Origin of the sequence: Muriventricola aceti (genome assembly GCF_025567565.1) — a bacterium.
Taxonomy (GTDB): domain Bacteria; phylum Bacillota; class Clostridia; order Oscillospirales; family Oscillospiraceae; genus Lawsonibacter; species Lawsonibacter aceti.
The window spans coordinates 206,705-230,443 of the sequence record NZ_JAOQKF010000003.1 but is presented as its reverse complement, the minus strand read 5'-3'; the positions used below and the strand labels follow the sequence as shown (position 1 = coordinate 230,443).

Below are 23,739 nucleotides of genomic sequence, written 5' to 3'. Positions count from 1 at the left end.
TCAGTTCAGGGAGCGGAAATAGGCTCGGGTCTGATCGGCGTTGCGTCCAATCTCGTTCGCCAGGGCCTCCAGGGAGGGAAACCGGCGCTCTCCCCGCAGGCGCTTGAAGAACTCCACCCGGATCTCATGGCCGTACAGGTCCCCATCAAAGTCCAGGATATAGCTCTCCACTGTCACTCGGCCGTCGTTGTCCTCTACCGTGGGCCGGACGCCTACATTTGTCACGCCGTTCCGGCACTGGCCGTCGAACCAGACGCGAGTGGCGTACACCCCAAAGGCCGGGACGATAACCCCTGCCGGCACCCGCAGATTGACCGTGGGAAACCCCAGGGCGGAGCCGCCGATCTTCTTCCCATGGGCCACCCGGTCGGTGAGCGTATGGGGGTGGCCCAGAAACTCCCCAGCCCGCTCCATCTCCCCCTGGGCCACCAGGGTACGGATATAGGTGGAGGAGATGGTGATGCCGTCCTGCTCCACCCTGCCGATGATGTCACACCCCAGGCCGAGCTGGGCGCATTTCTCCCGCAGCCGCTGGGGATTTCCTTTCCCCATATAGCCGAAGTGGAAGTCATGCCCAGCCACCACATGGACCACATTCAGCTCCCGAACCAGATAGTCGGTGATAAAATCCTGCCAGTCCATCCGCTGCATGGCGTCAAAGGAGGCCACTATCACCTCCTGGATGCCGTAGTACCGGCGCATGAGCCAGATCCGATCTTCCACACTGCTCAACAGCGGGACCATCTGTCCAGTGATGACGGCGGTAGGGCTTCGGTCGAACGTAAAGGCGCAGGGAGCGGCCTCCAGCTTGTCGGCGGCAGTCCTCACCGCCCGGAGCAGCTCTCCGTGGCCCAGATGAACCCCGTCGAAAAAACCCAGGGCAATCACACGTTTTGGTTTATCTGCCATATCTCTTTTCTCCTCTGCCGCCCGACGGCGTGCGTCCGGGCGCTGTTTCCATAGGGGGCCAGTCAAACCTGGAAAAAACTTTTGATTGTCGTCAGCTTGCCGCTCCCAGCCCGACACAGGGCCAGAAATTCACCATTCTGGCCATACACCCGATATTCTCCGGTCGCTAACCTGGGCATAACCACTGTCATGCCGTTGCGGACTTTCCGCTCTGCCGCTGGGTCTAGGACCAGCTTCTCCCGGTCAGCAAAAAAGGCGTCCACAGAGCGCAGCAGGGCCGCTGGGTCGGCCGCCTCCCCTGCCTGGTCTAAGGTCAGGGCATCCTCCAGGCCGAAGCCGGCAGCCATTGTCCGCCGCAGGGAGGACATACATCCGCCGCAGCCCAGGGCCATCCCGATATCGTGGCACAGGGTCCGGACATAGGTGCCCTTGGAGCACCGCACCCGGATGGTAAACTCGTCGGGGGCGCTCTGCCCTTCCACCATAAGGGAGCGGATGGTCACCGGCCGGGGCGGCCGCTCTACTTCCCTCCCTTTCCGGGCCAACTCGTAGAGCTTTTTTCCATTAATCTTAATGGCGGAATACATGGGAGGCACCTGGAGGATATCTCCCCGAAACTGCCCCAGCACCTCCTCCAGCCGGTCCGGCGTAACGGAAACCGGGTGCCGCTCCTCCACCTGGCCGCTGGTATCCTGGGTATTGGTGATAACTCCAAGTTTTAACCCAGCAATATATTCCTTATCAGACTTATCAGCAAACTCCACCGCCCGTGTGGCCCGGCCGACGAACACCGGGAGCACTCCGGTCGCCATGGGGTCCAGTGTGCCGGCATGGCCCACCCGCTTCTCATGAAGGATACCTCGGAGCTTGGCGCACACGTCCATACTCGTCCAGCCCTGTGGCTTATCGATGATAACGATCCCATTAGCCATTCCGCACCTGCTCAATCGCGTCGATGACTGCCTGACGGGCCTGGGCCATAGTACCCTGAATGGTGGCTCCGGCGGCGGCGGCGTGGCCGCCGCCGCCCATCCGGGCGCAGACGGCGCTGGCGTTCAGGTCACCTGGGTCGGTACGAAGAGACAGCTTGCATACCCCCGGCTCCAGCTCCCGCAGGGTCACCCCGGTCTTGACGCCCTCCACTTGGCCCACAAAGGCGGAGATATCTTCGATATCCCGCTCCTGGGCCCCTACCTGGGAGAGCATATCCAGAGTCAGAAAGACCAGCGCCGTTTCTCCTCTATCCCGCAGTTCCATCCCGGCGGCCAGCAGTCCCTCCAGTTTCAGCCGCTTGAAGGACTTTGTCCGGAAATGCCGCCGATTGACAGGATAGGGGTCAAAGCCGCTGTCCATCAGGTCGGCGGCGACACGGTGGGTGGCGGCGGTGGTATTGCTGTAAACAAAGCAGCCGCAGTCTGTGGAAACGGCCACATACAGGGCCTCCCCTATCTCTGGAGAAATCTGGCAGAAATGTTGTACGATCTCATACATCAACTCGCCGCAGGCGGCTTTTTTTTCATCCAGACAGGTCTCATGGGCGAAAAACTCTTGGGACGGGTGGTGGTCGATGGCCAAGTCCACCCGGTCTACATATTTCACAGCATTGTCTGGAAACAGGGAGCGGGCGGCGATATCCACCGAAATCACCGTTTTGGGCTCATAGCCCGACCGGGCCAGCAGTCCCTCCAGATAGGGGGTAAAAAGGGAGGTAGCCTCTGGATTTTCCAGCACATAGGCCTCCTTCCCAACCCGGCGCAGAGCCCGGCACAGGCCGGCGGCACAGCCGATGGTATCCCCGTCGGGACGCAGGTGGGTCAGGATCAAAAAGTTATCGCGGGCCATTAAAAATTCGGCCGCCTGTTTGGCTGTCATATGCCCTTGTCCTCCTGATAGGGATTGTCCGGGTTGACCGGCTTGACCACCTCAGGGTCCCGGAGCAGCTCCAGGATGTGGGCTCCCTTGACAATGGAGTCGTCCTGGACAAAGGACAGCTCTGGGGTGTAGCGCAGCTGGAGCGCCCGGCCCAGCTCCCGGCGCAGATAGCCGGAGGCGGACCTCAGCCCCTTGAGCACCTGGGCGCAGTCCCCCTTGTCCAGTACGGAGATATAGACCTTGGCGTACCGCAGATCCGGTGTGGTCTCCACCGCCGTTACTGAGATCATGCCGGTGACCCGTGGATCTTTTACATTGGGGATCAGAGAAGCCAGCTCCCGCTGGATCTCCTCATTGATCCGGCCGATTCGATTGCTTGCCATAAATGTTTCCTCCTTTTGGGGATGTCTTCGGGCAGAGGTTCACCGCTCCTCGTCCTGAAAGCCCAGCAGATAGTCGGCGGACACCTGGTAGTGCTCGCAGATCAGAGCAAATTTTTCAAGGGTCGTACTTCTCTTCCCGGTTTCCATATCACTAATCTGTGTAATAGTCACATCTAATATAGCAGCCAAATCTCCTTGGTTTTCATTGGCCCGCTTTCGAAGTATCCGCAGACGTTCCCCGAATTGATTTTTATTGAACACAAAATTCCCCCTTGACTTTTAGCTAAAAGCTGATATGCTAAAGACGATTAAGCTTATAGCTAAATTTACGTGAGGTGAATAGGATGACTATGCTCTTTGAACTCTTGTACCATTACTGGTGTGTCCCGTACGACCCGGAGCGTTTCCCGGAATACCTACGCAAAGATCCGGTCCACGCCTATGGGCAGTACGCCTTTGAGGAGGGCTTTAAGCTGGGGGCCCAGCTGACCTGTCTCTCCCTTCACGATCCGTATATGCAGACGCTGGAATAAGCGGCACAGGGCGGGCACTTTGTGCCCGCCCTGTGCCATATTGTATTATACAATGATTTTCGGAAGATTAAAAGGGAAATTTTCAGGCCGGGGCCGCCTTCGGCGGCCTTTTCCCTTAAACCTCGATCTGTTCCATAACGAAGGCCTCGATAATGTCGCCCTCTTTGATATCCTGGAACTTCTCGAAGGTGATGCCGCATTTCCCCACGGGATGTCCCATCCCGCGGGGACCCCTTTGATTTGAAATGCTCGGGCGGAATAAATCCGCCCTCCGCAAATCTCAGCCTTTGGCTTCGATTTTACGCGCCAAAGGGCGCGCCCCGCTACGCGGGGTACTCATGCGCCATCAGCGCTCCACTTCCTCCATCAGGAAGGCCTCAATGACGTCGCCTTCCTTGATGTCCTGGAACTTCTCAAAGGTGATGCCGCATTTCCCCACGGGATGTCCCATCCCGCGGGGACCCCTTTGATTTGAAATGCTCGGGCGGAATAAATCCGCCCTCCGCAAATCTCAGCCTTTGGCTTCGATTTTACGCGCCAAAGGGCGCGCCCCGCTACGCGGGGTACTCATGCGCCATCAGCGCTCCACTTCCTCCATCAGGAAGGCCTCGATGACGTCGCCTTCCTTGATGTCCTGGAACTTCTCGAAGGTAATGCCGCATTCGTAGCCGGCGGCCACCTCCTTGACGCTGTCCTTGAATCGCTGGAGGGAGGCAATAGCGCCATCGTAGATCACGATGTTGTCCCGGAGCAGGCGCATCTGAGCGTTGCGCTGCATCTTTCCGTCCAACACATAGCAGCCGGCCACCATGCCCACGCCGGTGATACGGAACACGTTGCGGACTTCGGCCCGGCCCAGCTCCACTTCCTTGAACTTGGGCGCCAGCATCCCCTTCATGGCCGCCTCGATCTCGTTGATGGCGTCGTAGATGACCCGGTACATCCGCATATCCACATGATTGCGGGCGGCGTTCTCCTTGGCGTTGGCGTCCGGGCGGACATTAAAGCCTACGATGATGGCCCCGGAGGTGGTGGCCAGCATCACGTCGCTCTCGCTGATAGCGCCTACAGCGCAGTGGATGACCCGGACCCGGACCTCCTCGTTGGACAGCTTCTCCAAGCTGGCCTTCACCGCCTCGGCAGAGCCCTGGACGTCGGCCTTGACAATGACGTTTAGATTCTTCATCTCCCCGGCCTGGATCTGGCTGAACAGATCCTCCAGAGATACCTTGCCCACAGGGGCGGAGGCCGCGTTCTTCTGTTCGTGCTTGCGCTGCTCCACCAGTTCACGGGCCATGCGCTCGTCGGCCACGGCGTGGAAGTCGTCGCCAGCGCCGGGCACCTCGCCCATGCCGATGATCTCCACAGGGACGGAGGGACCGGCCTCGGTCAGCTTGCGGCCCTTGGCGTCAGTCATGGCGCGGACACGGCCTACGGCGGTTCCGGCGATGATCACGTCGCCCTGCTTCAGGGTCCCGTTCTGGACTAGCAGGGTGGCGATGGGGCCGCGGCCCTTGTCCAGCCGGGCCTCAATGACCGCGCCGTGAGCGGAACGGTTGGGGTTGGCCTTCAGCTCCCGCATCTCGGCGGTGAGGACCACCATGTCCAGCAGGTTGTCAATGCCCATGCCTGTCTTGGCGGAGATAGGACAGACAATCGTTTCGCCGCCCCACTCTTCGGGCACCAACTCATACTCGGTGAGCTGCTGCATGATGCGGTCGGGGTTGGCGGTTGGCTTATCCATCTTGTTAATGGCCACAATAATAGGGATCTCGGCGGCCTTGGCGTGGTTGATGGACTCCACGGTCTGGGGCATAATGCCGTCATCAGCGGCTACCACCAGGATGGCCACGTCAGTAATCATGGCGCCACGGGCCCGCATGGCCGTAAATGCCTCGTGGCCGGGGGTATCCAGGAAGGTGACCGGGCTGCCCTTTACCTCCACCTGGTAGGCGCCGATGTGCTGGGTGATGCCGCCCGCCTCGCCGGACACCACGTTGGCGTTGCGGATGTAGTCCAGCAGGGAGGTCTTGCCGTGGTCCACGTGGCCCATGACCACCACCACGGGGGCACGGGGCTCCAGATCCTCGGCCTTGTCCTCGGCGGTGTCGATGAGCTTCTCCTCGATGGTGACGATGACCTCCTTCTCCACCTTGCAGCCCATCTCCTCGGCGATGATGGCGGCGGTGTCGAAGTCGATGATCTCGCTGAGAGAGGCCATCACACCGTTTTTCATCAGGCACTTGACCACCTCGGCGCCCGTTTTCTTCATCCGGGAAGCCAGCTCGCCCACGGCGATCTCGTCGGGGATCAGGACCTTGACCGGAGCCTTCTTGGCGATCTCAAGCTGGAGGCGGCGCATCCGGTCCTGCTCCTCCTGCTTGCGCTTGTTGCCGAAGGAGCCCGCCTGCTTACCGCCCCGCTGGCGCTGGGCGTTGCGGCCCTGGAACTTCTGCTTTCCACCCCGGTCCTGCTGCTTCTGATCCGTAAAGGACTCCAGGCGCTCGTCGTACTTATCCAGGTTGACGGTGCCACTGCCCCTGGTATCCACCACCTTCTTCTCCCTGGTGGTGGGGCGGGGCGCCGACTGCTGCTGCTTGGCCTGATGCTGCTGAGTCTGGGACTGGGGCTGGGGCTGACGGCCCTGCTGAGGCTGGGCGGCCTGCTGGCCCTTCTGCTCGGCTTTGGGCTGCTCCCTGACCTCTGCCTTAGGGGCGGAGGGAGCGGGCTTTTTGGCATCGGGGTCATGGTAGATATCAGCATAGACCGATTCAATGGAGTCAATCTGGTTATTTTGAGTCAGATACTCAAAGACGATGGACAGCTCCTCGTCGGTCAAGGGCTGCATATGGTTCTTAGGCGGGTGTCCATACTGGGTCAAGATGTCCATGACCGCCTTGGAGGGCAGGTCCTTGCCTCCCTTTTTAAAATCCTTTGCTACTTTATGGAGCGGATATTTTATCATCATAGATAGAAGCCACCTCGTTTCTTAGCTATCATGCCGGAGCTTACCAGACAGGCGCCGGCCGCCGGGGCCTGTCTTGCGGGTACGGTCAGTCCGGCGGCCGCCGGTCTTGGCCAAACGGGGCCCGCTCCCCTCTTGGGGAGCCTTGGGTCCAGCTTTTTTCCTGGCGGGGGCAGGGGGGGCCTCCTCCCTCTTGGGAGGCGGGGCCCAGGGCTTTCGTTTGCCCTCCCGCAGGTTTTTCTCGTGCTGCCGCTTCTCCCGCTGACGCTGGAGGGCCCGGTCGGCCTTCTCCCGGATCTGCTGGGCGGCGGGGCCGTATTTTTCCGGATCGCGGGCGGCCAGCTTCTCCAGGATGGAGGCGGCAAAGCCCGAATCTGCCAGGGCGACCATGGCACAGGACGAGCGGCCCAGCGCCAGCCCCAGTTCCGCTTTGGAAAAGGGGAGGGCCAGCCAGAGCACGTTGCCCGCCTGGCCGAAATGGGCGGCCCTTCGGCAGGTGTTAGGGGCGGCGTCAGCGGCCAGCAGCACCAGCTTGGCCTGCCGGGCCCGGCACAGGGCCCCCACCGGCTCCTCACCGACCTCCAGCCTGCCGGCCTTTTTGGCCAAGCCCAGCAGGTGGAGGATGGGATCATTAGCCATCCGCCGGCACCTCCTTCATCTGCTCCTCCAGCCCAGACCAGACCTCATCGGGCATCTGGGCGGAGAAAGCCCGCTCCAGTGCTCTGGCCTTTCTGGCCTTTTTCAGACAGTCTGGATTGGGGCACAGATAGGCTCCCCTACCAGGCAGCTTGCCCTTAAAGTCCAGGGACACCTTTCCCTCAGGGGAACGGACCACCCGGATCAGCTCCATTTTTGGTTTCATTTCCCGGCAGCCAAGACATTGGCGCATGGGAATCTTCTTGGGCACGGTCCGCACCACCCTTTTGGTCAGAGTTGAGAGCAGCGAGCTAAGATAGGAGATATCTTCACTCTCCACTCGATTCAAATCAGGCTTCTTCCGGAGCCTCAGCGTTATCGTTCTCAGTGATCTCCCCCGCAGGCAGGTCCTCCTCAAGAGCCTCAATGGGCTCCAGGGGGGCGGAGGCGGGCTTGATGTCGATCTTATATCCAGTCAGCTTGGCGGCCAGGCGGGCGTTCTGCCCCTCCTTGCCGATGGCCAGGGAGAGCTGGTCGTCGGGCACCACCACCCGGCAGCTCTTGCCGTCGGGCAGCTCCTCCACCGAGAGAACGTCGGCGGGGGACAGGGCGGCGGCGATATACTCCGCCGGGTCCTCAGACCACTTGATAATGTCCATCTTCTCGCCCTTCAGCTCATCCACAATGGTGTTGACCCGCTGGCCCCGGGGGCCGACGCAGGCGCCGATGGGGTCCACGTTGGGGTCGGCAGACCAGACGGCCAGCTTGGTGCGGGAGCCGGCCTCCCGTGCCACAGACTTGACCTCCACGGTGCCGTCATAGATCTCAGGCACCTCCAGCTCGAACAGCCGCTTGACCAGTCCAGGGTGGGTCCGTGAGATGAGGACCTGGGGACCCTTGCTGTTGGGACGGACCTCCACGACATAGACCTTCAGCCGCTGGCCCTCCACATACCGCTCGCCCTTCACCTGCTCATTGGTGCCCAGATAGGCGTCGGTGAACTCAGAGCCGGAGTGGATGCGCAGGGACACGGCACCGTTCCGGGGATCGATACGGGTAACCACACCGGTAACCAGCTCCTGCTCCTTGGAGCAGAACTCGTCATAGATCATCCCCTGCTCCGCCTCACGGATGCCCTGGATAATGACTTGGCGGGCGGTCTGCGCGGCTACCCGGCCGAAGTTCCGGGGCTTGATCTCCATGCGGACCACATCGCCCAGTTGGGCCTGGGGCAGGGCGTTTCGTGCCTCGTCCAGGCTGATCTCCGTGGCGGGGTCGTCCACCACCTCCACCACTTCCTTCTTCAAAAACAGGCGGACAGTGGCGGTCTCCTCATTGGCCTCGATGACCAGATTTTCCCCCATCCCCTCGTGGTCCTTCTTATAGGCGGACAGAAGGGCCTGGGTAATCTTCTCCATCATATAGCCGGGCTTGATGCCCTTCTCCTGCTCGATCTGGGCGATGGCGGCAAAGAACTCCTTGCCGTCCAGCTCATTGCTGCTGACTTTTTTGGTTGCTCTCTTAGCCACGATAGTTTCCTCCTAAAACAGCGGAAGCGCCGCCGTTCATTGTATAGCTTTTGCGCAGCGGGCCGCCCCAATGGCGGTCGTGTCCGTCAAAACCGGGGATACAGCCGGACCAGGGCGATCTCCTTCTTCTCAAAGTTCACCGGGCTGCCGCCCACCTCCAGGGTCACATTTCCGTCCTCAAAGGCACGGAGCAGACCCACATGGTCTTTACGGCCATCTCTGGGGCGGTAGAGCTTTACCTCCACCTCGGCCCCCAAGAATTGGGCGAAATGATCCGGCTTTTTCAACACTCGGTCCGCCCCGGCAGAGGACACCTCAAAAGTGTAGCTGCCCTCAATGGGATCGGCCTCGTCCAGCAGGTCGGACAGGGGCCGGGAAACCGCCTCGCAGTCATCGATGGACACGCCGCCCTCCTTATCGATGTAGACGCGGAGGAACCACTCCCCCGCCTCCTTCACATATTCCACATCCCAGAGGGTGCATCCAGCCCCCTCCACCACGGGGAGGGCCAACGCGGCCACGGTATCGGTAACTTTTGCCATAAAGTTCCTCCTATTTTGCCCCTCACTCCCGGAGGTTCGGCCCATTTGGTCAATCAAAAAGAGCGGAGCCTTGACCCCACTCTCACCAATACTACCTTAATAACATCATGACTATACCACAAACCAAGGCGGATTGCAAGAGCTGGAGAAAAGTTTTTTCCAGATCAAGGGCTTTTTCCAGCGCAAAACATAGAAAAAATTGTCAATGAGAACAGTCATTACCGGATTTTTCGGCAGTCAAAAGACACATACTACCACCCGGATGGAACTTCCGTTGGACAAACAGGACGGGAGGAAGTTGAGAATGAAACGATATCTAATGGCTCTTGGCCTGGCTGTGACCATGGTGGCCACCCTGGCCTCCTGCGGCAACACGGACGGGAATACCAACAGCGGTACCAATGGCCCCGCCAACGGCTCTGTGTCCGGTTCCGCCCAGACCAGAAACCGGCGTACCACCTATGACCGCAGCAACGCCTATGATTATCTGGAGGACGGCCGCTATTCTGCTGACGCCAATGGACGAGTATACGGCGGCCGGAACGACAACATGGGCCGAGACCTGACCCAGGGAGCACGGGACCTGGTCCGCGGAGCCGGTGACGCCATCGGCGACGTGGGCCGGGGCATCGGCGATGCCGCCCGAGACATCACCGGCGGGACCACCGGCACCCCCAGTTGGGAGCCTAATCCCGGTAACCGGAGCACGATGAATTATTAAAAAACAGGCAAACCCCAAAAAGGGGTCCGGCAAAACCAGTTTGCCGGACCCCTTCTCATTCTATTCACGCCTTTTTTCAGCCCGGTGCAGGGTCTCATTTCTTGCGGCCTCCCTTTTTGGGCTTGGCCTTTGCCCAGCCCGCCTTGCGGGCCGGACGGGCCTCCTTCTTCTCCACCCTCTGCCGGCTGTGCACGCTCTCCCGCCGGGTGGGGCCGACGCCTTTCTTGCCGGCTGATTGGCCGCCGCCCTTTCCCTTGGCGGCCGGAGCCCGCTCCCCCGGTCCGTCCGAGGACCGCGCTCCTCTGTCCGGCCGGACCAGACAGTGCTTGCCGTAGCCGATCAGGTCCTCCCGGCCCGTCCGGTGGAGGGCCTCCAGCACCAGCTTACGGTTTTGGGGCTTGCGCCACTGCATCAGCGCCCGCTGGAGGGCCTTGTCGTGGGGCGTCTTGGGGACGAACACCGGCTCCATAGTCCGGGGGTCCAGTCCGGTGTACCACATGCAGGTGGCCAGGGTGCCCGGTGTGGGATAGAAGTCCTGCACCTGTTCAGGCATATGGCCCTGCCTGTTCAGCCACTCGGCCAGCTTTACCGCATCCTCCAGAGTGCAGCCCGGATGGGAGGAGATGAGGTAGGGCACCAGATACTGGTCCTTGCCATACCGCCGGTTGAGCTTAAAATACTTTTCTCGGAATTTTTCATATACCTCAATGTGGGGCTTTCCCATGTAGTCCAGAGTATGGGCCACACAGTGCTCCGGCGCCACCTTGAGCTGGCCAGAGATGTGGTGCTGGACCAGGTCGGTAAAAAACTCCCCGCTGGGGTCCTTCATCAGATAGTCAAACCGGATGCCGGATCGGATGAACACCTTTTTCACCTTGGGGATCTCCCGCAGCTTGCGCAGCAGCAGCATATAGTCGGTGTGGTCCGCATCCAGGTTAGGACAGGGCTCCGGGGCCAGGCAGGCCCGGTTTTTGCACATCCCGTGCTTGAGCTGCTTCTGGCAGGAGGGCCGGCGGAAGGTGGCCGAGGGGCCGCCCACGTCGTGGATATAGCCCTTGAAGCCGGGGTGCTCCGTCAGGGCCTTCACCTCACGGATGACCGACTGGTGGCTTCGGCAGGAGATGGTCCGTCCCTGGTGAAAGGCCAGGGAGCAGAAGTTGCACGCCCCAAAGCATCCCCGGTTGTGGGTGACGGAGAAGCGCACCTCCTCGATGGCGGGCACGCCTCCCATCTCGTCGTACATGGGGTGGGGCTCCCGGACATAGGGCAGCTCGGCCACCCGGTCCATTTCCTCTGTGGTCAGGGGGAAGGCCGGAGGATTGACCAGCAGGAACTGTCGGCCGTGTTTTTGCAGGATGGCCCTGCCCACCACAGCGTCATGCTCCTGATACTCCACCATATTGGCCCGGGCGTAGGCCTCCTTAGAGGCGGACACCTCCTCGAAGGAGGGCACCTCCACCCTGGGGTATGTGCACACATCCGGGTACTTCACCGCCGCACAGGTACCCCGCACATCGGTGATCTCCCCCACCGGAGTGCCGCTGGCCAGCCGGGCGGCGATCTCGATGGTGGCCCTCTCCCCCATGCCGTAGGTCAGCAGGTCCGCTTGGGCGTCGAAGAGAATGGAGCGGCGGACCTTGTCCTCCCAGTAGTCGTAGTGGGCGAAGCGGCGCAGGCTGGCCTCCAGTCCGCCGATGACCAGGGGGATGTCCCCAAAGACCTCCCGCACCCGGTTGGAGTAGACAATGGTGGCGTGGTCGGGGCGCAGGCCCGCCCGCCGTCCGGGGGAGTAGGCGTCGTCATGGCGGCGCTTTTTGGCGGCAGTGTAGTGGGCCACCATGGAGTCGATATTGCCCGCGGAGAGGAGCACTCCCAGCCGGGGCCGCCCCAGGGCGGCAAAGGCTTCCGGGTCCCTCCAGTCGGGCTGGGCCAGCATGGCCACCCGATAGCCCTCGGCCTCCAGCACCCGGCCGATGATAGCCGGACCGAAGGAGGGGTGGTCCACATAGGCGTCCCCGGTAATCAGCAGAAAGTCATAAAAGTCCCAGCCCCGGCGCTCCATATCCTGGATGCTCACCGGCAGGAACCGCTCTCGGTCAAAACTCATGGTCATTTCCTCGATTTCATGAAAATCAGGGTAAAACAGCGCGCAGTCCTCGCCCCAGGCCCTCCGCCACCGCCCATGGGGAGGCAGCAGGATCGGGCTCCCGGCCCCCATCATGATCTTCAGCCGGCGGGCCAACAGCATAGAGATCACTCTCTCAAGAAAGAGCATATCACACCAGGGGCGGAATTACCACTGTTTTCTCCCGTCCAGACTGGCCCCTTGAACCCCCCCTTGACAAACCGCTTTTCTCTCGGTATAATCCTTTCGGTCACTCGGAGGGTACGCCATTCGACAGAAGAAATGGTACGCTGGATAAGGTGACGGGCTGAAATGCCCGTTGGCTTATCCGGCTTTTTTGTTGTCCTTCGGACCGATCTCACAACTGGGAGTGATCTTCTGTGGACCTGCTGACAGGAAATGTAAAAAAGCTCTATTTCCGGTATCTGGGCGCCGCCTTTGGCAGCGCCATCATCTCCTCCATCTATGGGCTGGTGGACACCGCCATGGTAGGCCAGTACCACGGCCCTCAGGGGGCGGCGGCAATGGCGGTGGTGGCCCCGGTGTGGAATATCATATACAGCCTGGGCCTGCTGGCTGGCATCGGCGGCTCCGTGCTGTTCAGCACAGCCCGCGGCCAGGGCCAGAGCCGGCGGGAGCGGGAATATTTTTCCGCCGCCCTGCTGGGCGTGTCCGGGCTGGCTATTATAAGCTGGCTGGTCATCTTCCTGCTGGACGCCCCCCTCCTCACCCTGTTCGGTGCGGACCAGACGCTGCTTCCCCTGGCCCAGGCCTATCTTCTTCCGGTCAAGTGGGTCGTGCCGGTCTTTCTGTTTAACCAGATGCTGGCCGCCTTTCTCCGCAATGACGGAGACCCCGGCCGGGCGGCGGCGGCCGTCCTGTCCGGGGGTATCTTCAACATCTTTGGGGACTACTTTTTTGTTTTTGCGCTGGATATGGGTATCTTTGGGGCCGGGCTGGCCACCGCTATCGGCTCGGTGATCTCCCTGCTGGTGGCCCTGACCCACTTCCTGTCCCCCAAAAACACGCTGCGCTTCCTGTGGCCCAGCCGCCTGCCCCAAAAGCTCCGCGCCATCCTGGTCACCGGCTTCTCCACCTTTTTCATCGACATCGCCATGGGCATCCTCACCACCCTGTTCAACCGGCAGATCATGTCCTGCCTGGGGACAGACGCCCTGGCGGTATACGGCATCATCGTCAACGTAAGCACCATTGTTCAGTGCTGCGCTTACAGCGTGGGCCAGTCCGCCCAGCCGATCCTGTCCATCAACTTCGGCGCCCACCAATGGGACCGCCTCCGCCAGACGCTCCGATATGCCCTGTGGGCCGCCGCCTTTTTCAGTCTGGCCTGGACCGCCCTGATCTGGGCGGCCCCCAATGGGTTTGTCCGTATCTTCATGGACGCCGGGCCGGATATCTACGCCATTGCCCCGGCCATCCTCCGGACCTACGGCCTGTCCTTCCTGCTCCTCCCGCTGAACATCTTTTCCACCTACTACTTCCAGTCCCTCCTGCGCCCCGCCGCCGCCTTCTTTGTGTCGGTGGCCCGGGGGCTGGTCATCAGCGGCGGGCTGATCCTCGCCCTCCCCGCCCTTCTGGGGCCGGAGGCGGTATGGCTGGCTATGCCGGTGACCGAGGGGGTAGTGGCCCTGGCGGTCGTCCTTCTAATCCGCCGGTACACCGGCGGCCTGGGGAGGGCGGAGGTGGGCTGACCCTCTCCCCGGCACAAGGGAGGCGGCCGCCCGATGGACAGCCGCCTGATGCCCTTTGCCCGTTCCCCTTAGTCCTGGGCGGGGGCGCTCCCCTTGTGCTCCGCCTGACACAGCTCTATGCAGGCATAAAATTGGGTGTGGAGCCTGTCGTACATCTGGTCCAGGTAGTCCCAGAGGGCATGAAATCCGCTGGACAGATCGCTGTCCTCCCGGTCCACCGCCAACGACATGACCCAGAGGGCGCAAATGCCGTCCCGCAGGCGGTTCATCGGGTCCTCCATCTCAAAGAGGACCTTATGCAGTTCCATCTGAAAACCTCCTTGTGTTTCCCCCGGAGGTGTGGTATCATAGATTTGCCAGACCTTCTGGGATGGTGTTTGTGGGGTGTTGGTGTGCTTGTCAGGTGGGCCAACACCCTATTTTATTTTCTCATAGACCTCACGAATCCCTTGACGAATCACATCCGCCTTTGTCATGCCGGTTTTCTGGCAACAGATCTCCAGCAACCGGATATCCTCGTCTGACATACGGATTCTTGTTTCGTGATTCTTTGGCTCCGATGTCGGCCTTCCCCTTAGTGACAAATTTTTCGCCTCCTTTTTGTATCACCATATATTAAAATTATTTTGGTGATACAAAAGTCAAGTATTATTTTTCTGTTCTCCTATCTGCCTGCCATCGTGTCCTCCTTGTATTTTCCCTGGAGGTGTGGTATCATAGATTTACCAGACCTTCGGGGATGGTGAGGGAGTAGTCGTTGACACTTGTCGGGTGAGCGGCTACTCTCATTTTTTAAGGCTCTTTTCCACCAAATCAATTCCCTTTTCGATGACCTCGGTCCGAGATATTTGAAGCTTCTCCGCACACATTTTCAATTTATCAGCGGTTTCCGGCGTCAATCTCACACCGAGGTTCACACTTTTGGTAATCTCTTTGGGCGGACGGCCAGTCCGTGGAGACATCTTCTCACCTCACTTTTTGCTCCTGCAATAATTATATTATTGTACGAGCAGAAAGTCAAGTATTATTTTTTTGTTCTCCTATCTGCCTGCCATCGTGTCCTCCTTGTGTTTCCCCCGGAGGTGTGGTATCATAGATTTACCAGACCTTTGGGAATGGTGTTTTAGGAACAGTCCGTGACTTTTTGAGGGTGGCGGGCTGTTTCTATTTTTCTTGGTAAAGTTCCTCATCCAGCTTTTCACGGAACCATTCTGTTCTTCCGATCCCCTTTTTTGCCAGCTTCTGGTCCAGCTGTTCCGCCTTTTCCCGGTCGACCATGAATACAAGCTGCTTCATGTTCTTCCGCCGCTCTCTGAAGTACTCTGCCCTGCTTTTATCAGCCACATATTCACCTCCTTTGTGGCTAACTACATTATATGCTTGTAGTTAGCTACTTATCAAGAGTTTTCTATGCTGTGATCTTTTCTTCTATCTTCTTTTTGCCCCTTTTCATAATAGGTGCTGTCAGCAGGAGGCCCACGGCAGGTAGGGCATGACCACCGGGCACGCCCAAAGCACAGTCCAGAGAGAGCGGCGCGCCGAGGTCGCCGCGCTCTACCCGCAAATCGTGACATTTCCCCTAAAAGGAGCTTATCATCATAAGGCCGTTTTGATCCGTTTTCCCTTTCCCACACAAAAAGCACCGTTCCGCAATTACGGAACGGTGCTTTTATAGATAAAATTACCTTTTGTATTCAAACTCCAGGTCGTACATGGACACGATATCCCTAACAGCTTGATCACCAGTTCTCCTTAGTTCTTAAGCATTCTCCACAGCGTGGTTCGGCTGATTCCCAGCCTTTCCGCTGTTCGGCTCTGGTTTCCGTTCTCCCGCTCTAAAGTCCGCAACACAATGTCCCGATTGATCTCCTGCAATGTCCGGTTTAAATCCAAGGGCGCCTCAGTATCCTCCCCCCTGTCCCCTACCGGCACTACAGAGCCTTCCCGTTTCAGCACCTCCTCAACAGCTTCGGCGGTGATATAAGGCTGTTCAGTCATCATGGCCAGTTCTTTTACAATACGCTGGAACTGAGAATAATTTCGCGGCCAGTCGAATTTTTGCAGCTTTCGCATCGCCTCTGCCTCTATACCCGATACCTGCTTGGTCATAGTGGTATTCAGATGGCTGAGATACATATTGACAATGGCCGGAAACTTCTCGACTCGCTGACGCAGCGGGGGCAGATAGAGGGTAAGACAACTCAGCACCTCAACAAACTCTACCCCGGCGTCAGGCATTGCCTCGTCCTTTTTGCACACACAGGAGAATATGAGCCGGTTCATCTTATGCACGTTCATGGCAATAATGTTAGCCAATAGCTGCCCCCGCTGGTCCGAGGTGAGCACGTCTATATTTTTGATAAAAATGGTACATTCGCTCCTGGTCAATGGCGAATTATGGTGGTTCATCAGATAGCTCCACCCCTTTGTATTTAGCAGGAAGCAGTCTACCACCACCAGCGGCGAATCCCACCAGTCGCTCTGCAGGTACAGATAATTGACGGCCTGCTCTTTGCATGTCCCCTCCTCGCCAAATACCATAACAGGCTGGCTGGTACGGTTGATGTTTTGGATCGTATGATACAGATCTCTCAGCAGTCCTACCACTGAGTACAGGCTGCCCGAATACTGCTCTTCCACCTCAGATTGGCCCGAATAGCGGATGCCACGGCGGATATCCGACAGCGGCACCTGACTTTCGGAGAAATAGTAGGCGGTATAATGCTCATTGCCCACAGTTTCTCGGTGTGAGCGGATAGAATATTGAATATTGTCTATCTGCTTCAGGATGTGCTTCTGACTGTTTGTTTCGCCTCGAAGGCTTTCTTGACGCAGGTAGTCTATAATAGCAGTGCCGCTGTCCTCGATGGTGGAGAAAAACAGTTCCCCCTGGTCATTAAACACTACGGTTTGATTGATCTGATTCCAAATCAAGCTCCGCAAAAAACGGTTCTCTGCCCTGAGATTTCGGTAATTCCCGTACAGTTGAATCGTCTGGGTAAACGCCATACGCACTCCCTCTGCTCCAGAGGTGATAAGCACTACATCCAGTCCCAGCTGCATTGCCGTGGTGTGCGCTACCATATCACATAGGATGGCCTGGGTCCCCTTTTCTCGGATAGACTGTAAGACAGGCTCAACCTCCGCAGCGTTGCGAATAGTATAGATGTCGATTTGGTATTGCATCACCTCACACAGCAGCCTTGCGCTTGTGGTCACATTGGGAAAACCTACAATCGCATAGTGGTCTGATACCTGCTCCGCCAACTGCATTGCCCGGAGCAGGTCGAAGGGCAGAATCGGAATCTCAATAACCGGAAGATCCAGCCGTTCTCGAAGCATGGTAGCGGTCCCGCCCCGGGAGATAATGACATCATAATCGTTATAGAAATTCCGGCGGGCCATCTCTACCCCCTTCTGCAGATCTCCTACATAAACTGTCAAGTCGATGTCCTGATACTCCTTGGAAACCTCCAACATTAAGGGGCGCATCTCCGAATAAGGGGCTATGCCCAGCAGTCTAATTTTCTGTTCCATCGACGATCCTTTCTGATGGTTCCGATCCAATACCATTACGTAAGGGGATCTCAAATTCTCCCTCCGGCGTATTTTGGTTATAAATCACATTTACAGGGCGGTCCGACTTCACCCGATCAATATACTCCGAAGGAGGAATCCCAGTCATTTGTTTAAACAGGCGACTAAAATAATGGATACTCTGATAACTCAGTTTTTCAGCGATCTGGCTCACATTTAATTCTGAGTAAAGCATCAGTTCCTTGGCCCTCTCGATCTTCCGGTGGTTGATATATCGGTTTGGCGGCACTCCCACTCGTTCCCGGAAAATTAGCCGGAAATAGTTTGCACTATATCCACATCTGGCTGCCAAATCCTTCACCCATAGCGGACTGTCAATATTCTCTTCAATCATCTGGAGGATCTTCCGCATTTCCGGATCTTCTCGCTGGGCAGCTAGATCATACAGCTGCCAGTTCTCCATCTCCTTGTGTTCCCATCTCATCAAGGAAATAAGCAGTTCATACAAGCGCAGACTAATTACTTCGTCATAATCCTGATTCTGGTTGATCGCTTCCTCAAAAATATCTCGCACCATGCTCCCTACAGGCTCCACTGTGGACGCGAAGAATAGTGGTAACTTTTTCACCCGCTCTTCCAACTCCCTAGAGCAGGTAAATTTCAAATCCAGGCAGCAGGAAGTGTCCAGGCTCGTGATAGAGTGGCATATCTCTGGTGGAACCAGAACCAGGCTTCGTGGTCCGGTTTCAAATCGTTCCTGCCCAACCCGCACACAAGTGTGTCCGCTCAGACAATATATATAATGAAAAAAGTTGTGCCTATGGGGCTCGATATACTGCCCTGCCATCTTTTTGTTTTTTACTACTCGGTGAACTGACACATCGTTGCGCATAAAATTACTCCCATAGGTCTTTCTACTGATCATACACTCTTAAAACATTTGCTTGTCTCCCCAAGGATCCGCAAGTCTGCAACAGAAATATTCAAGCCATTCCTGACCGCTGTAATATTTCTTCTTATTCACTCTTGGATCCCAGAGATCTCCTCAGGCCGGATATTGGTTACCTGGCCATAGATACACAGAGCATCCAGGAATCCTCCTTCATCATATCCAAACACATGCCACTCCAGCTCTGGAAAATGCATTATATCTCCCGGGCAGAGCCACTGTTGATGTTCTAAGCTGTCTGGCCCACTCCCCCATTTCACATATGCCCTCGCGCAGTCCAGCACTACTACAGACTCCTCCGCGTGGTTATGAGGGGCCATAGGGCCGCTGTCTGCGCAGTAACGGCAGTAACTTACAGTCATTTTCGCGCTGGCTATGGCGCTGTCTTTGCCTACGGCATTTTGTACTACCCGTCCTGGCAGACTAGTTCTGAAAATCTCATCTCTATGCTTAAAATCCATCTGTATTACCTCCTGATTTTTTTCATAGGCTTTTTTCTTGTGGCGGTGACATTACAGGAAATCATTATAGTCAATGCACGCTTTTATTGTATTTATCTTTTTCGCCTGTACCCGTATCCTTTTCAACTTTTCCATTTTCACTGGTACTAATCCTACCGTTCTGATAATAGATAGAGCGAAAAGTATAAATGAAAGAGTGCTTTATATCAATACTTTTCTCTTGTCTATCCTTATACTGGATACATCAAATATCAGGAGGTATTCCTTATGAGCAAGAAAGAGATTATCGGCGTCATTCCGCCGATCATTACTCCTATTGACGATCAGGAAAAGGTAGATGAAAAGGCTCTGCGGGCCCTAATTGACCACTGTATCAACAACGGTATCCATGGTATTTTTGTGTGTGGATCAAACGGCGAATGTATGGCTTTGACACAGGAACAGCGGGATCGAGCCATTCAAATCACCTTGGACCATTGTGCTGGCCGAGTACCTGTTATTGCCGGTTGTATGGACTCCAGTACCCAGCGCGCCATAGAAAATGTAAAGCGTTTTGAAGATATGGGTGGCCAGACTGCTGTGATTACTCCTGTGTTCTATGCCCGTCACGCAACACAAGATGAAACCGTCCAGCATTTTGAGCAAATCAGCCGCAACACCAGCGCAAATCTGATGATATACAACATCCCGCCTTTTACCGGTCAGTTGCTTACAGCAGATACCATCATCCAGTTATCTAAAATAGACAAGGTCATCGGTGTAAAAGACACATCTGGTAATTATCCTCTTTTTATCAAGCTGCTTAATCACTTTAAAGGCACAGATTTTCTAGTACACCAGGGCTCTACAAATCTGGCAGTCCCCAGTATGCTTATGGGAGCCGACGGGTATATCCCTTCTCTGGCCCCCCTGTTTCCAAAGGCTCACATCAAACTGTATGAATATGGAAAGGCCGGTAATATTTCGGAAGCCATGAAATGGGGCGCCATTGTAGATGAGATCTGTAAGCTTTACCCTATGGCGAAGAGTCAGACCGCTTCCACCAAGTACGCCATCAGCACCCTCGGCTTTGCCAGCGAACGGGTATGCCGCCCCACTGAACCTATCACTGTTGAGGAGCGAAAGCGCATCGATGCCCACATTGCCACGCTGAGGCAATATATGTAGAAACGGGGGTGAGTGACATGGCCGACAACTTCATCCTGATTCATCTGGATCCAGCCGACAATATAGCAGTGCTCCGTGCCGCAGCGGAGGCTGGCACTGTACTTACCCCAGATGGTCTGACCATCCGGCAGGACATCCCTATCGGGCATAAGGTGGCCATACGCCCCATCGCCCAAGGTGAGCCAATCTTAAAATACAATACAGTCATCGGCTATGCTTCCCAGAATATCTCTCCTGGAGATCATGTCCATAACCACAACATCCGTTTTGATACCATCAAAGAAGTCTACCATTACTGTGCTGATTACACCCCAGTCCCCATTCTACCGGCCCAGGAACAGCGTACTTTTCTGGGCTATGTGCGGCCTAACGGGCTAGTCGGCACACGGAACTGTATTGCTGTCACCGTATGTAGCAATTGTGCCGCAACCGTGGCCAGAAAAATTGCCAACCACTTTACCCCAGAGATATTGTCCGCTTATCCCAATGTAGACGCCGTGGTTCCCCTCATCACATCTTCCGGTTGCGGTCTGGAGAAGTCCGGTGACCCCATGATCTATTTGCGCCGGGTACTGGGCGGCCTTATCAAGAACCCCAATATAGCAGGCGCCCTTGTATGTGCCCTGGGCTGTGAGTCTAACAATATCGACAACTTTTTTCAGGAAGCAGGTCTAGTCCCCAGTCCCACACTGGGTCGCTTGGTAATCCAAGAGGAGGGCGGCTCCCGAAAATCAGTGGAAAAGGGCATCTCTATGGTAGAGGCCATGCTTTCCCTCGCCAATCATTCTGTTCGCCAGGAGGTACCTGTTTCTCATCTGAAGGTCGGACTGGAATGTGGCGGCTCCGACTCTTTCTCTGGTTCCTCAGCCAATCCAGCGCTGGGCAAGGCAATCGATCTTCTGATCCAGAACGGCGGTACCGCAGTCCTCACAGAACCCACCGAGCTACTCGGTGTGGAAGGAGCACTGGTCCGACGCGCCAGATCTCCCCAGGTAGCGCAAAAGCTCATCGACATCATGCGGTGGTGGCTGGACTACTGCCGTGGAAAGGACTCTCAAATCTATGGCAAAGTTACCCCCGGCAATAATGCTGGCGGCATCACCAATGTCCTGGAAAAAGCTCTTGGAAGCGCGAAAAAAGGCGGGAGCACCCCACTCAACGATGTAGTTGGCTATGCGGAACCTGTTACCACTCCCGGCCTTAACATCATGAACTCTCCTTCTTATGATCCGGTATCCGCTGCAGCCATGTTTTCCGGCGGCTGCAATCTTTGCGCTTTTACCACTGGCCGGGGCTCCTGCTATGGCAGCCAGCACTTCCCCACTCTAAAGATTTCTTCCAATACCCCCCTCTATCTCCGCCAAAAGGATGATATTGACCTCAATGCCGGCGCTGTTATCGATGGGGAAAAAACTTTGGAGCAGATGGGGCAGGAAATTTTCGATGCTCTCATCGAAGTGGCCTCTGGGAGGCGAACTAAAAGCGAGCTGTTCGGAATGGGTGGCGATGAGTTTATCGTTTGGTGGCTTGGCATCACCGCTTAACTCAGTCCCAGCATATAGAATGCCAAACCTGCTGGAAGGGGAAATCGGCCAAGCCGGTTTCCCCCATTTTATCAATCCAGACTTCTGGAAATGTCCCTCATCTCTTTCCCCTGGCCATTCCAGAACTCCCGCAGCTTTGCCATCTGATCTCCAAGGCTGAAATGCCGGACGCCCAAGTCGATGTAATACTGGGCCTCTGCGGGCGAATTGATCTCACATCTCGGCTGAACACCATGCCGCAAGGCCGCTGAGATGACCTGTCGTTCAGCCTGCTTAAACTCCTGTGTATGATCCGCTCGATTCCAGCCACGGCTCATGCAGTAGTCCGCCGGGCCAAATTGCACCATATCTACGCCTGGGATATCGCAGATCTCCTCAATCCGTTCCACAGACTCCCGCTTTTCGATCATGAAGCATAGTACAATATCGTTAAGCCGTTGAATATGCTCCAACTGGGATACTCCATTCGGGCTGCTGATGAATCGCCGGTTTGGACATCCATATACGCCATCTGTGCCTTCTACCAACGGACGGATGGCTCTGACAGAAGCATACACATCCTCCGGAGTCCGGCAATCAGCAAAATTGACCCCTTGGAATCCAGAGGCTACCGCCTTTTGTGACACATAAAATCGATTTTGAAAATCCACCTTTATCATAGTGCCCATTTCATACAGTTCAGCTGCCCGGGCCATGTTCTCCAGATCCATCTGTGTGAATGGAGCGTATTCCGCTACAAATTCCATGTAGTCAAAGTTTCCGCAGGCACCTAAAGTTTCGGTGAAGATCGGCCAAGTGGACCACATACGAGTACTCACCGATGTCTTTCCTTCCTGTAAGATCCTGCGCAGTTTGTTTTCTCTCATCATTTCTTTTCCTCTTTCCCATAGAACGCAAGACATGTAAGCATACTACTATTACAGCGGGCCTGCCAGCGGTAAAACCATGCAGCTGTGTCTCGCTCATTCATATCCCCAATGGCATTTTTACCATAGCTGACAGCACTGGGATGATATCTAACCGACCAGGTGTTCAATCACTTTTATACAGGAGGGGCCCCCGCTTTGGCGGGGGCCCCTGTTGTTTATTCGACGGCCTCGAATCACAGGAAGGGCACAAAGCTTTGGAACAGGTCACGCTGCTCCTTCAAATTCGCAAGGGTTTCCTCCACGTTAAGTACAAAGGGATTCTGGAAGCAGTAATCATTCACCATTTGTTTCCAATCGTCCGTAGCGGTAACGTCTAGGATGGCGGCATTCATAGCCTCAACAATTTCAGCAGGAGTCCCCTTAGGCGCCAGAAGAACATACTCCGTATCTAGCTTCAGCTCAGGGATCAACTCGCTGGCCGCAGGCTGATCTGGGATCAGGTCAGGGGCCTTGGAAAGTACGGTGCATAGGCTCTTCAGCTGACCGTTCTCAATATAGTCAGCCGCAGTGGAATAGGGCAGGGAGGTAGCGTCGATCTCGCCGCCCAACAGAGCAGTCAGACGAGTGGCGCCATCGCCTGCGTCAATAATATTGAATTGAGCGCCACCCAGGTTGGCCAGAACACAGGACAGAATGTATACGCCACCGCCGGTAGAGATGCCCAACTTGATCTGACCAGGATTGGCCTTGGTGGCTTCGATCAGTTCCTCCAAGGTATTATAGGGGGAATCCGCGGGAACAACGATATTCTCACCGGACTGCATTCCATACACCGCTACTGGCTCAAAAGCATCATAGCCGAAGTCCACCATGCCGGTCGCTTCGTTGCCGTTTAGCGCCGCAGTATTAGTGGCAATAAAGGTGTAACCGTCGGTCTCTCCATCCTTATATTGCTGCATACAGGTAGCGCCGTTGGCGCCGGTCACGTTGGTGACGACCACAGACACGCCCAACTCACTTTCCAGCGCAGTGGCCAACTGACGCCCCATATAGTCAGTATCACCACCGGCTCCGTGGGTCATATAGATGTTGATCGTCTTGTCGGGCCAACCCTCCGCAGCATTGGGATCGCTGGGAGCATTTGAAGTAGAGGCGCTGGTAGTGCTCTTGTCATCCCCCGAAGAGGGTGTTCCAGGATTGGCGCAGCCGGTAGCCATAACCAGCACCATAGCTGCACTCAGCATCAGAGAGATCATTCTTTTCATCTTGTTCTTCCTTTCTTTTT

General features: G+C 56.5%; 24 protein-coding genes. 5 read left to right on the top strand and 19 right to left on the bottom strand.

Features of this window, described 5'->3' with window-relative positions; translation table 11 throughout:
• The 5 genes from ribF to OCV64_RS05180 form a co-directional block, all read right to left on the bottom strand.
• Positions 1-909, bottom strand: coding sequence for a riboflavin biosynthesis protein RibF (gene ribF / locus OCV64_RS05200; RefSeq protein ID WP_262669487.1), 909 nt, complete (start codon positions 907-909; stop codon positions 1-3).
• Positions 910-971: 62 nt separating this feature from the next.
• On the bottom strand, positions 972-1,841 hold the full coding sequence (truB, locus tag OCV64_RS05195; RefSeq protein ID WP_147571004.1) for a tRNA pseudouridine(55) synthase TruB: 870 nt from the start codon (positions 1,839-1,841) through the stop codon (positions 972-974).
• Positions 1,834-2,781: a DHH family phosphoesterase gene (locus OCV64_RS05190; protein ID WP_147571005.1), complete on the bottom strand. Its 948-nt coding sequence runs from the start codon at positions 2,779-2,781 to the stop codon at positions 1,834-1,836. Before OCV64_RS05190 ends, truB begins: the two co-directional genes overlap by 8 nt.
• On the bottom strand, positions 2,778-3,164 hold the full coding sequence (gene rbfA / locus OCV64_RS05185; RefSeq protein WP_240286853.1) for a 30S ribosome-binding factor RbfA: 387 nt from the start codon (positions 3,162-3,164) through the stop codon (positions 2,778-2,780). The genes OCV64_RS05190 and rbfA overlap by 4 nt, the downstream gene beginning before the upstream one ends.
• A 39-nt stretch (positions 3,165-3,203) precedes the next feature.
• Positions 3,204-3,425 (bottom strand): helix-turn-helix domain-containing protein, encoded by a 222-nt coding sequence (locus OCV64_RS05180; RefSeq protein ID WP_186852180.1) that lies wholly within the window; start codon positions 3,423-3,425, stop codon positions 3,204-3,206.
• An 89-nt stretch (positions 3,426-3,514) separates the two neighbouring features.
• Here OCV64_RS05180 and OCV64_RS05175 point away from each other — a divergent pair, with 89 nt between their 5' ends.
• Positions 3,515-3,697, top strand: coding sequence for a hypothetical protein (locus OCV64_RS05175; RefSeq protein WP_262669486.1), 183 nt, complete (start codon positions 3,515-3,517; stop codon positions 3,695-3,697).
• A gap of 577 nt (positions 3,698-4,274) precedes the next feature.
• Here OCV64_RS05175 and infB read toward each other — a convergent pair.
• From infB to OCV64_RS05150, 5 genes are all read right to left on the bottom strand, one after another.
• Positions 4,275-6,665 carry a translation initiation factor IF-2 gene (gene infB / locus OCV64_RS05170; RefSeq protein ID WP_262669485.1) on the bottom strand — a complete coding sequence of 797 codons (2,391 nt, stop codon included), beginning with the start codon at positions 6,663-6,665 and terminating at the stop codon, positions 4,275-4,277.
• A gap of 21 nt (positions 6,666-6,686) precedes the next feature.
• Positions 6,687-7,301, bottom strand: a complete 615-nt coding sequence (locus tag OCV64_RS05165; RefSeq protein ID WP_262669484.1) for a ribosomal L7Ae/L30e/S12e/Gadd45 family protein — start codon at positions 7,299-7,301, stop codon at positions 6,687-6,689.
• Positions 7,294-7,569, bottom strand: coding sequence for an RNase P modulator RnpM (gene rnpM, locus OCV64_RS05160; protein WP_186852429.1), 276 nt, complete (start codon positions 7,567-7,569; stop codon positions 7,294-7,296). The genes OCV64_RS05165 and rnpM overlap by 8 nt, the downstream gene beginning before the upstream one ends.
• A 79-nt stretch (positions 7,570-7,648) precedes the next feature.
• Positions 7,649-8,827: a transcription termination factor NusA gene (gene nusA / locus OCV64_RS05155; protein ID WP_262669483.1), complete on the bottom strand. Its 1,179-nt coding sequence runs from the start codon at positions 8,825-8,827 to the stop codon at positions 7,649-7,651.
• 86 nt (positions 8,828-8,913) lie between these two features.
• Entirely contained in the window at positions 8,914-9,369 is a 456-nt protein-coding gene (locus OCV64_RS05150; protein ID WP_262669482.1) for a ribosome maturation factor RimP, read from the bottom strand.
• A 304-nt stretch (positions 9,370-9,673) separates the two neighbouring features.
• Here OCV64_RS05150 and OCV64_RS05145 point away from each other — a divergent pair, with 304 nt between their 5' ends.
• Entirely contained in the window at positions 9,674-10,090 is a 417-nt protein-coding gene (locus tag OCV64_RS05145) for a hypothetical protein (RefSeq protein ID WP_262669481.1), read from the top strand.
• Between the two features lie 94 nt (positions 10,091-10,184).
• Here the strand turns inward: OCV64_RS05145 and OCV64_RS05140 are convergent, their stop codons facing one another.
• Complete coding sequence (locus OCV64_RS05140) at positions 10,185-12,197, bottom strand: YgiQ family radical SAM protein (RefSeq protein ID WP_186852184.1); 2,013 nt, start codon at positions 12,195-12,197, stop codon at positions 10,185-10,187.
• A gap of 398 nt (positions 12,198-12,595) precedes the next feature.
• Here OCV64_RS05140 and OCV64_RS05135 point away from each other — a divergent pair, with 398 nt between their 5' ends.
• Positions 12,596-13,927 carry an MATE family efflux transporter gene (locus tag OCV64_RS05135; RefSeq protein WP_240286842.1) on the top strand — a complete coding sequence of 444 codons (1,332 nt, stop codon included), beginning with the start codon at positions 12,596-12,598 and terminating at the stop codon, positions 13,925-13,927.
• A gap of 68 nt (positions 13,928-13,995) precedes the next feature.
• On the opposite strand, the gene OCV64_RS05130 is transcribed toward OCV64_RS05135, so the two are convergent.
• The 6 genes from OCV64_RS05130 to OCV64_RS05110 form a co-directional block, all read right to left on the bottom strand.
• Positions 13,996-14,235 (bottom strand): hypothetical protein, encoded by a 240-nt coding sequence (locus OCV64_RS05130; protein ID WP_147571016.1) that lies wholly within the window; start codon positions 14,233-14,235, stop codon positions 13,996-13,998.
• A 477-nt stretch (positions 14,236-14,712) separates the two neighbouring features.
• Positions 14,713-14,889, bottom strand: a complete 177-nt coding sequence (locus OCV64_RS16160) for a ribbon-helix-helix domain-containing protein (RefSeq protein WP_147571017.1) — start codon at positions 14,887-14,889, stop codon at positions 14,713-14,715.
• 202 nt (positions 14,890-15,091) lie between these two features.
• Positions 15,092-15,271: a hypothetical protein gene (locus tag OCV64_RS05125; RefSeq protein WP_147571018.1), complete on the bottom strand. Its 180-nt coding sequence runs from the start codon at positions 15,269-15,271 to the stop codon at positions 15,092-15,094.
• Between the two features lie 408 nt (positions 15,272-15,679).
• On the bottom strand, positions 15,680-17,464 hold the full coding sequence (locus tag OCV64_RS05120) for a sigma-54-dependent transcriptional regulator (RefSeq protein WP_186852186.1): 1,785 nt from the start codon (positions 17,462-17,464) through the stop codon (positions 15,680-15,682).
• Positions 17,448-18,356, bottom strand: coding sequence for a helix-turn-helix domain-containing protein (locus OCV64_RS05115; protein ID WP_240286840.1), 909 nt, complete (start codon positions 18,354-18,356; stop codon positions 17,448-17,450). The genes OCV64_RS05120 and OCV64_RS05115 overlap by 17 nt, the downstream gene beginning before the upstream one ends.
• Before the next feature lie 128 nt (positions 18,357-18,484).
• Complete coding sequence (locus OCV64_RS05110) at positions 18,485-18,874, bottom strand: hypothetical protein (RefSeq protein WP_262669480.1); 390 nt, start codon at positions 18,872-18,874, stop codon at positions 18,485-18,487.
• A gap of 267 nt (positions 18,875-19,141) precedes the next feature.
• On the opposite strand from OCV64_RS05110, the gene OCV64_RS05105 reads away from it, so the two are divergent.
• Positions 19,142-20,041 (top strand): dihydrodipicolinate synthase family protein, encoded by a 900-nt coding sequence (locus OCV64_RS05105; RefSeq protein ID WP_262669479.1) that lies wholly within the window; start codon positions 19,142-19,144, stop codon positions 20,039-20,041.
• Between the two features lie 17 nt (positions 20,042-20,058).
• The gene (locus OCV64_RS05100) at positions 20,059-21,585 is read left to right on the top strand and encodes a UxaA family hydrolase (protein ID WP_186852190.1); all 1,527 of its coding nucleotides are present in this window, start codon (positions 20,059-20,061) and stop codon (positions 21,583-21,585) included.
• A 71-nt stretch (positions 21,586-21,656) separates the two neighbouring features.
• On the opposite strand, the gene OCV64_RS05095 is transcribed toward OCV64_RS05100, so the two are convergent.
• Both OCV64_RS05095 and OCV64_RS05090 read right to left on the bottom strand, forming a co-directional pair.
• Positions 21,657-22,454 (bottom strand): HpcH/HpaI aldolase family protein, encoded by a 798-nt coding sequence (locus tag OCV64_RS05095; protein WP_243200919.1) that lies wholly within the window; start codon positions 22,452-22,454, stop codon positions 21,657-21,659.
• Between the two features lie 233 nt (positions 22,455-22,687).
• Positions 22,688-23,719 carry a Bug family tripartite tricarboxylate transporter substrate binding protein gene (locus tag OCV64_RS05090; protein WP_207721900.1) on the bottom strand — a complete coding sequence of 344 codons (1,032 nt, stop codon included), beginning with the start codon at positions 23,717-23,719 and terminating at the stop codon, positions 22,688-22,690.
• Between the last annotated feature and the right edge of the window lie 20 nt (positions 23,720-23,739).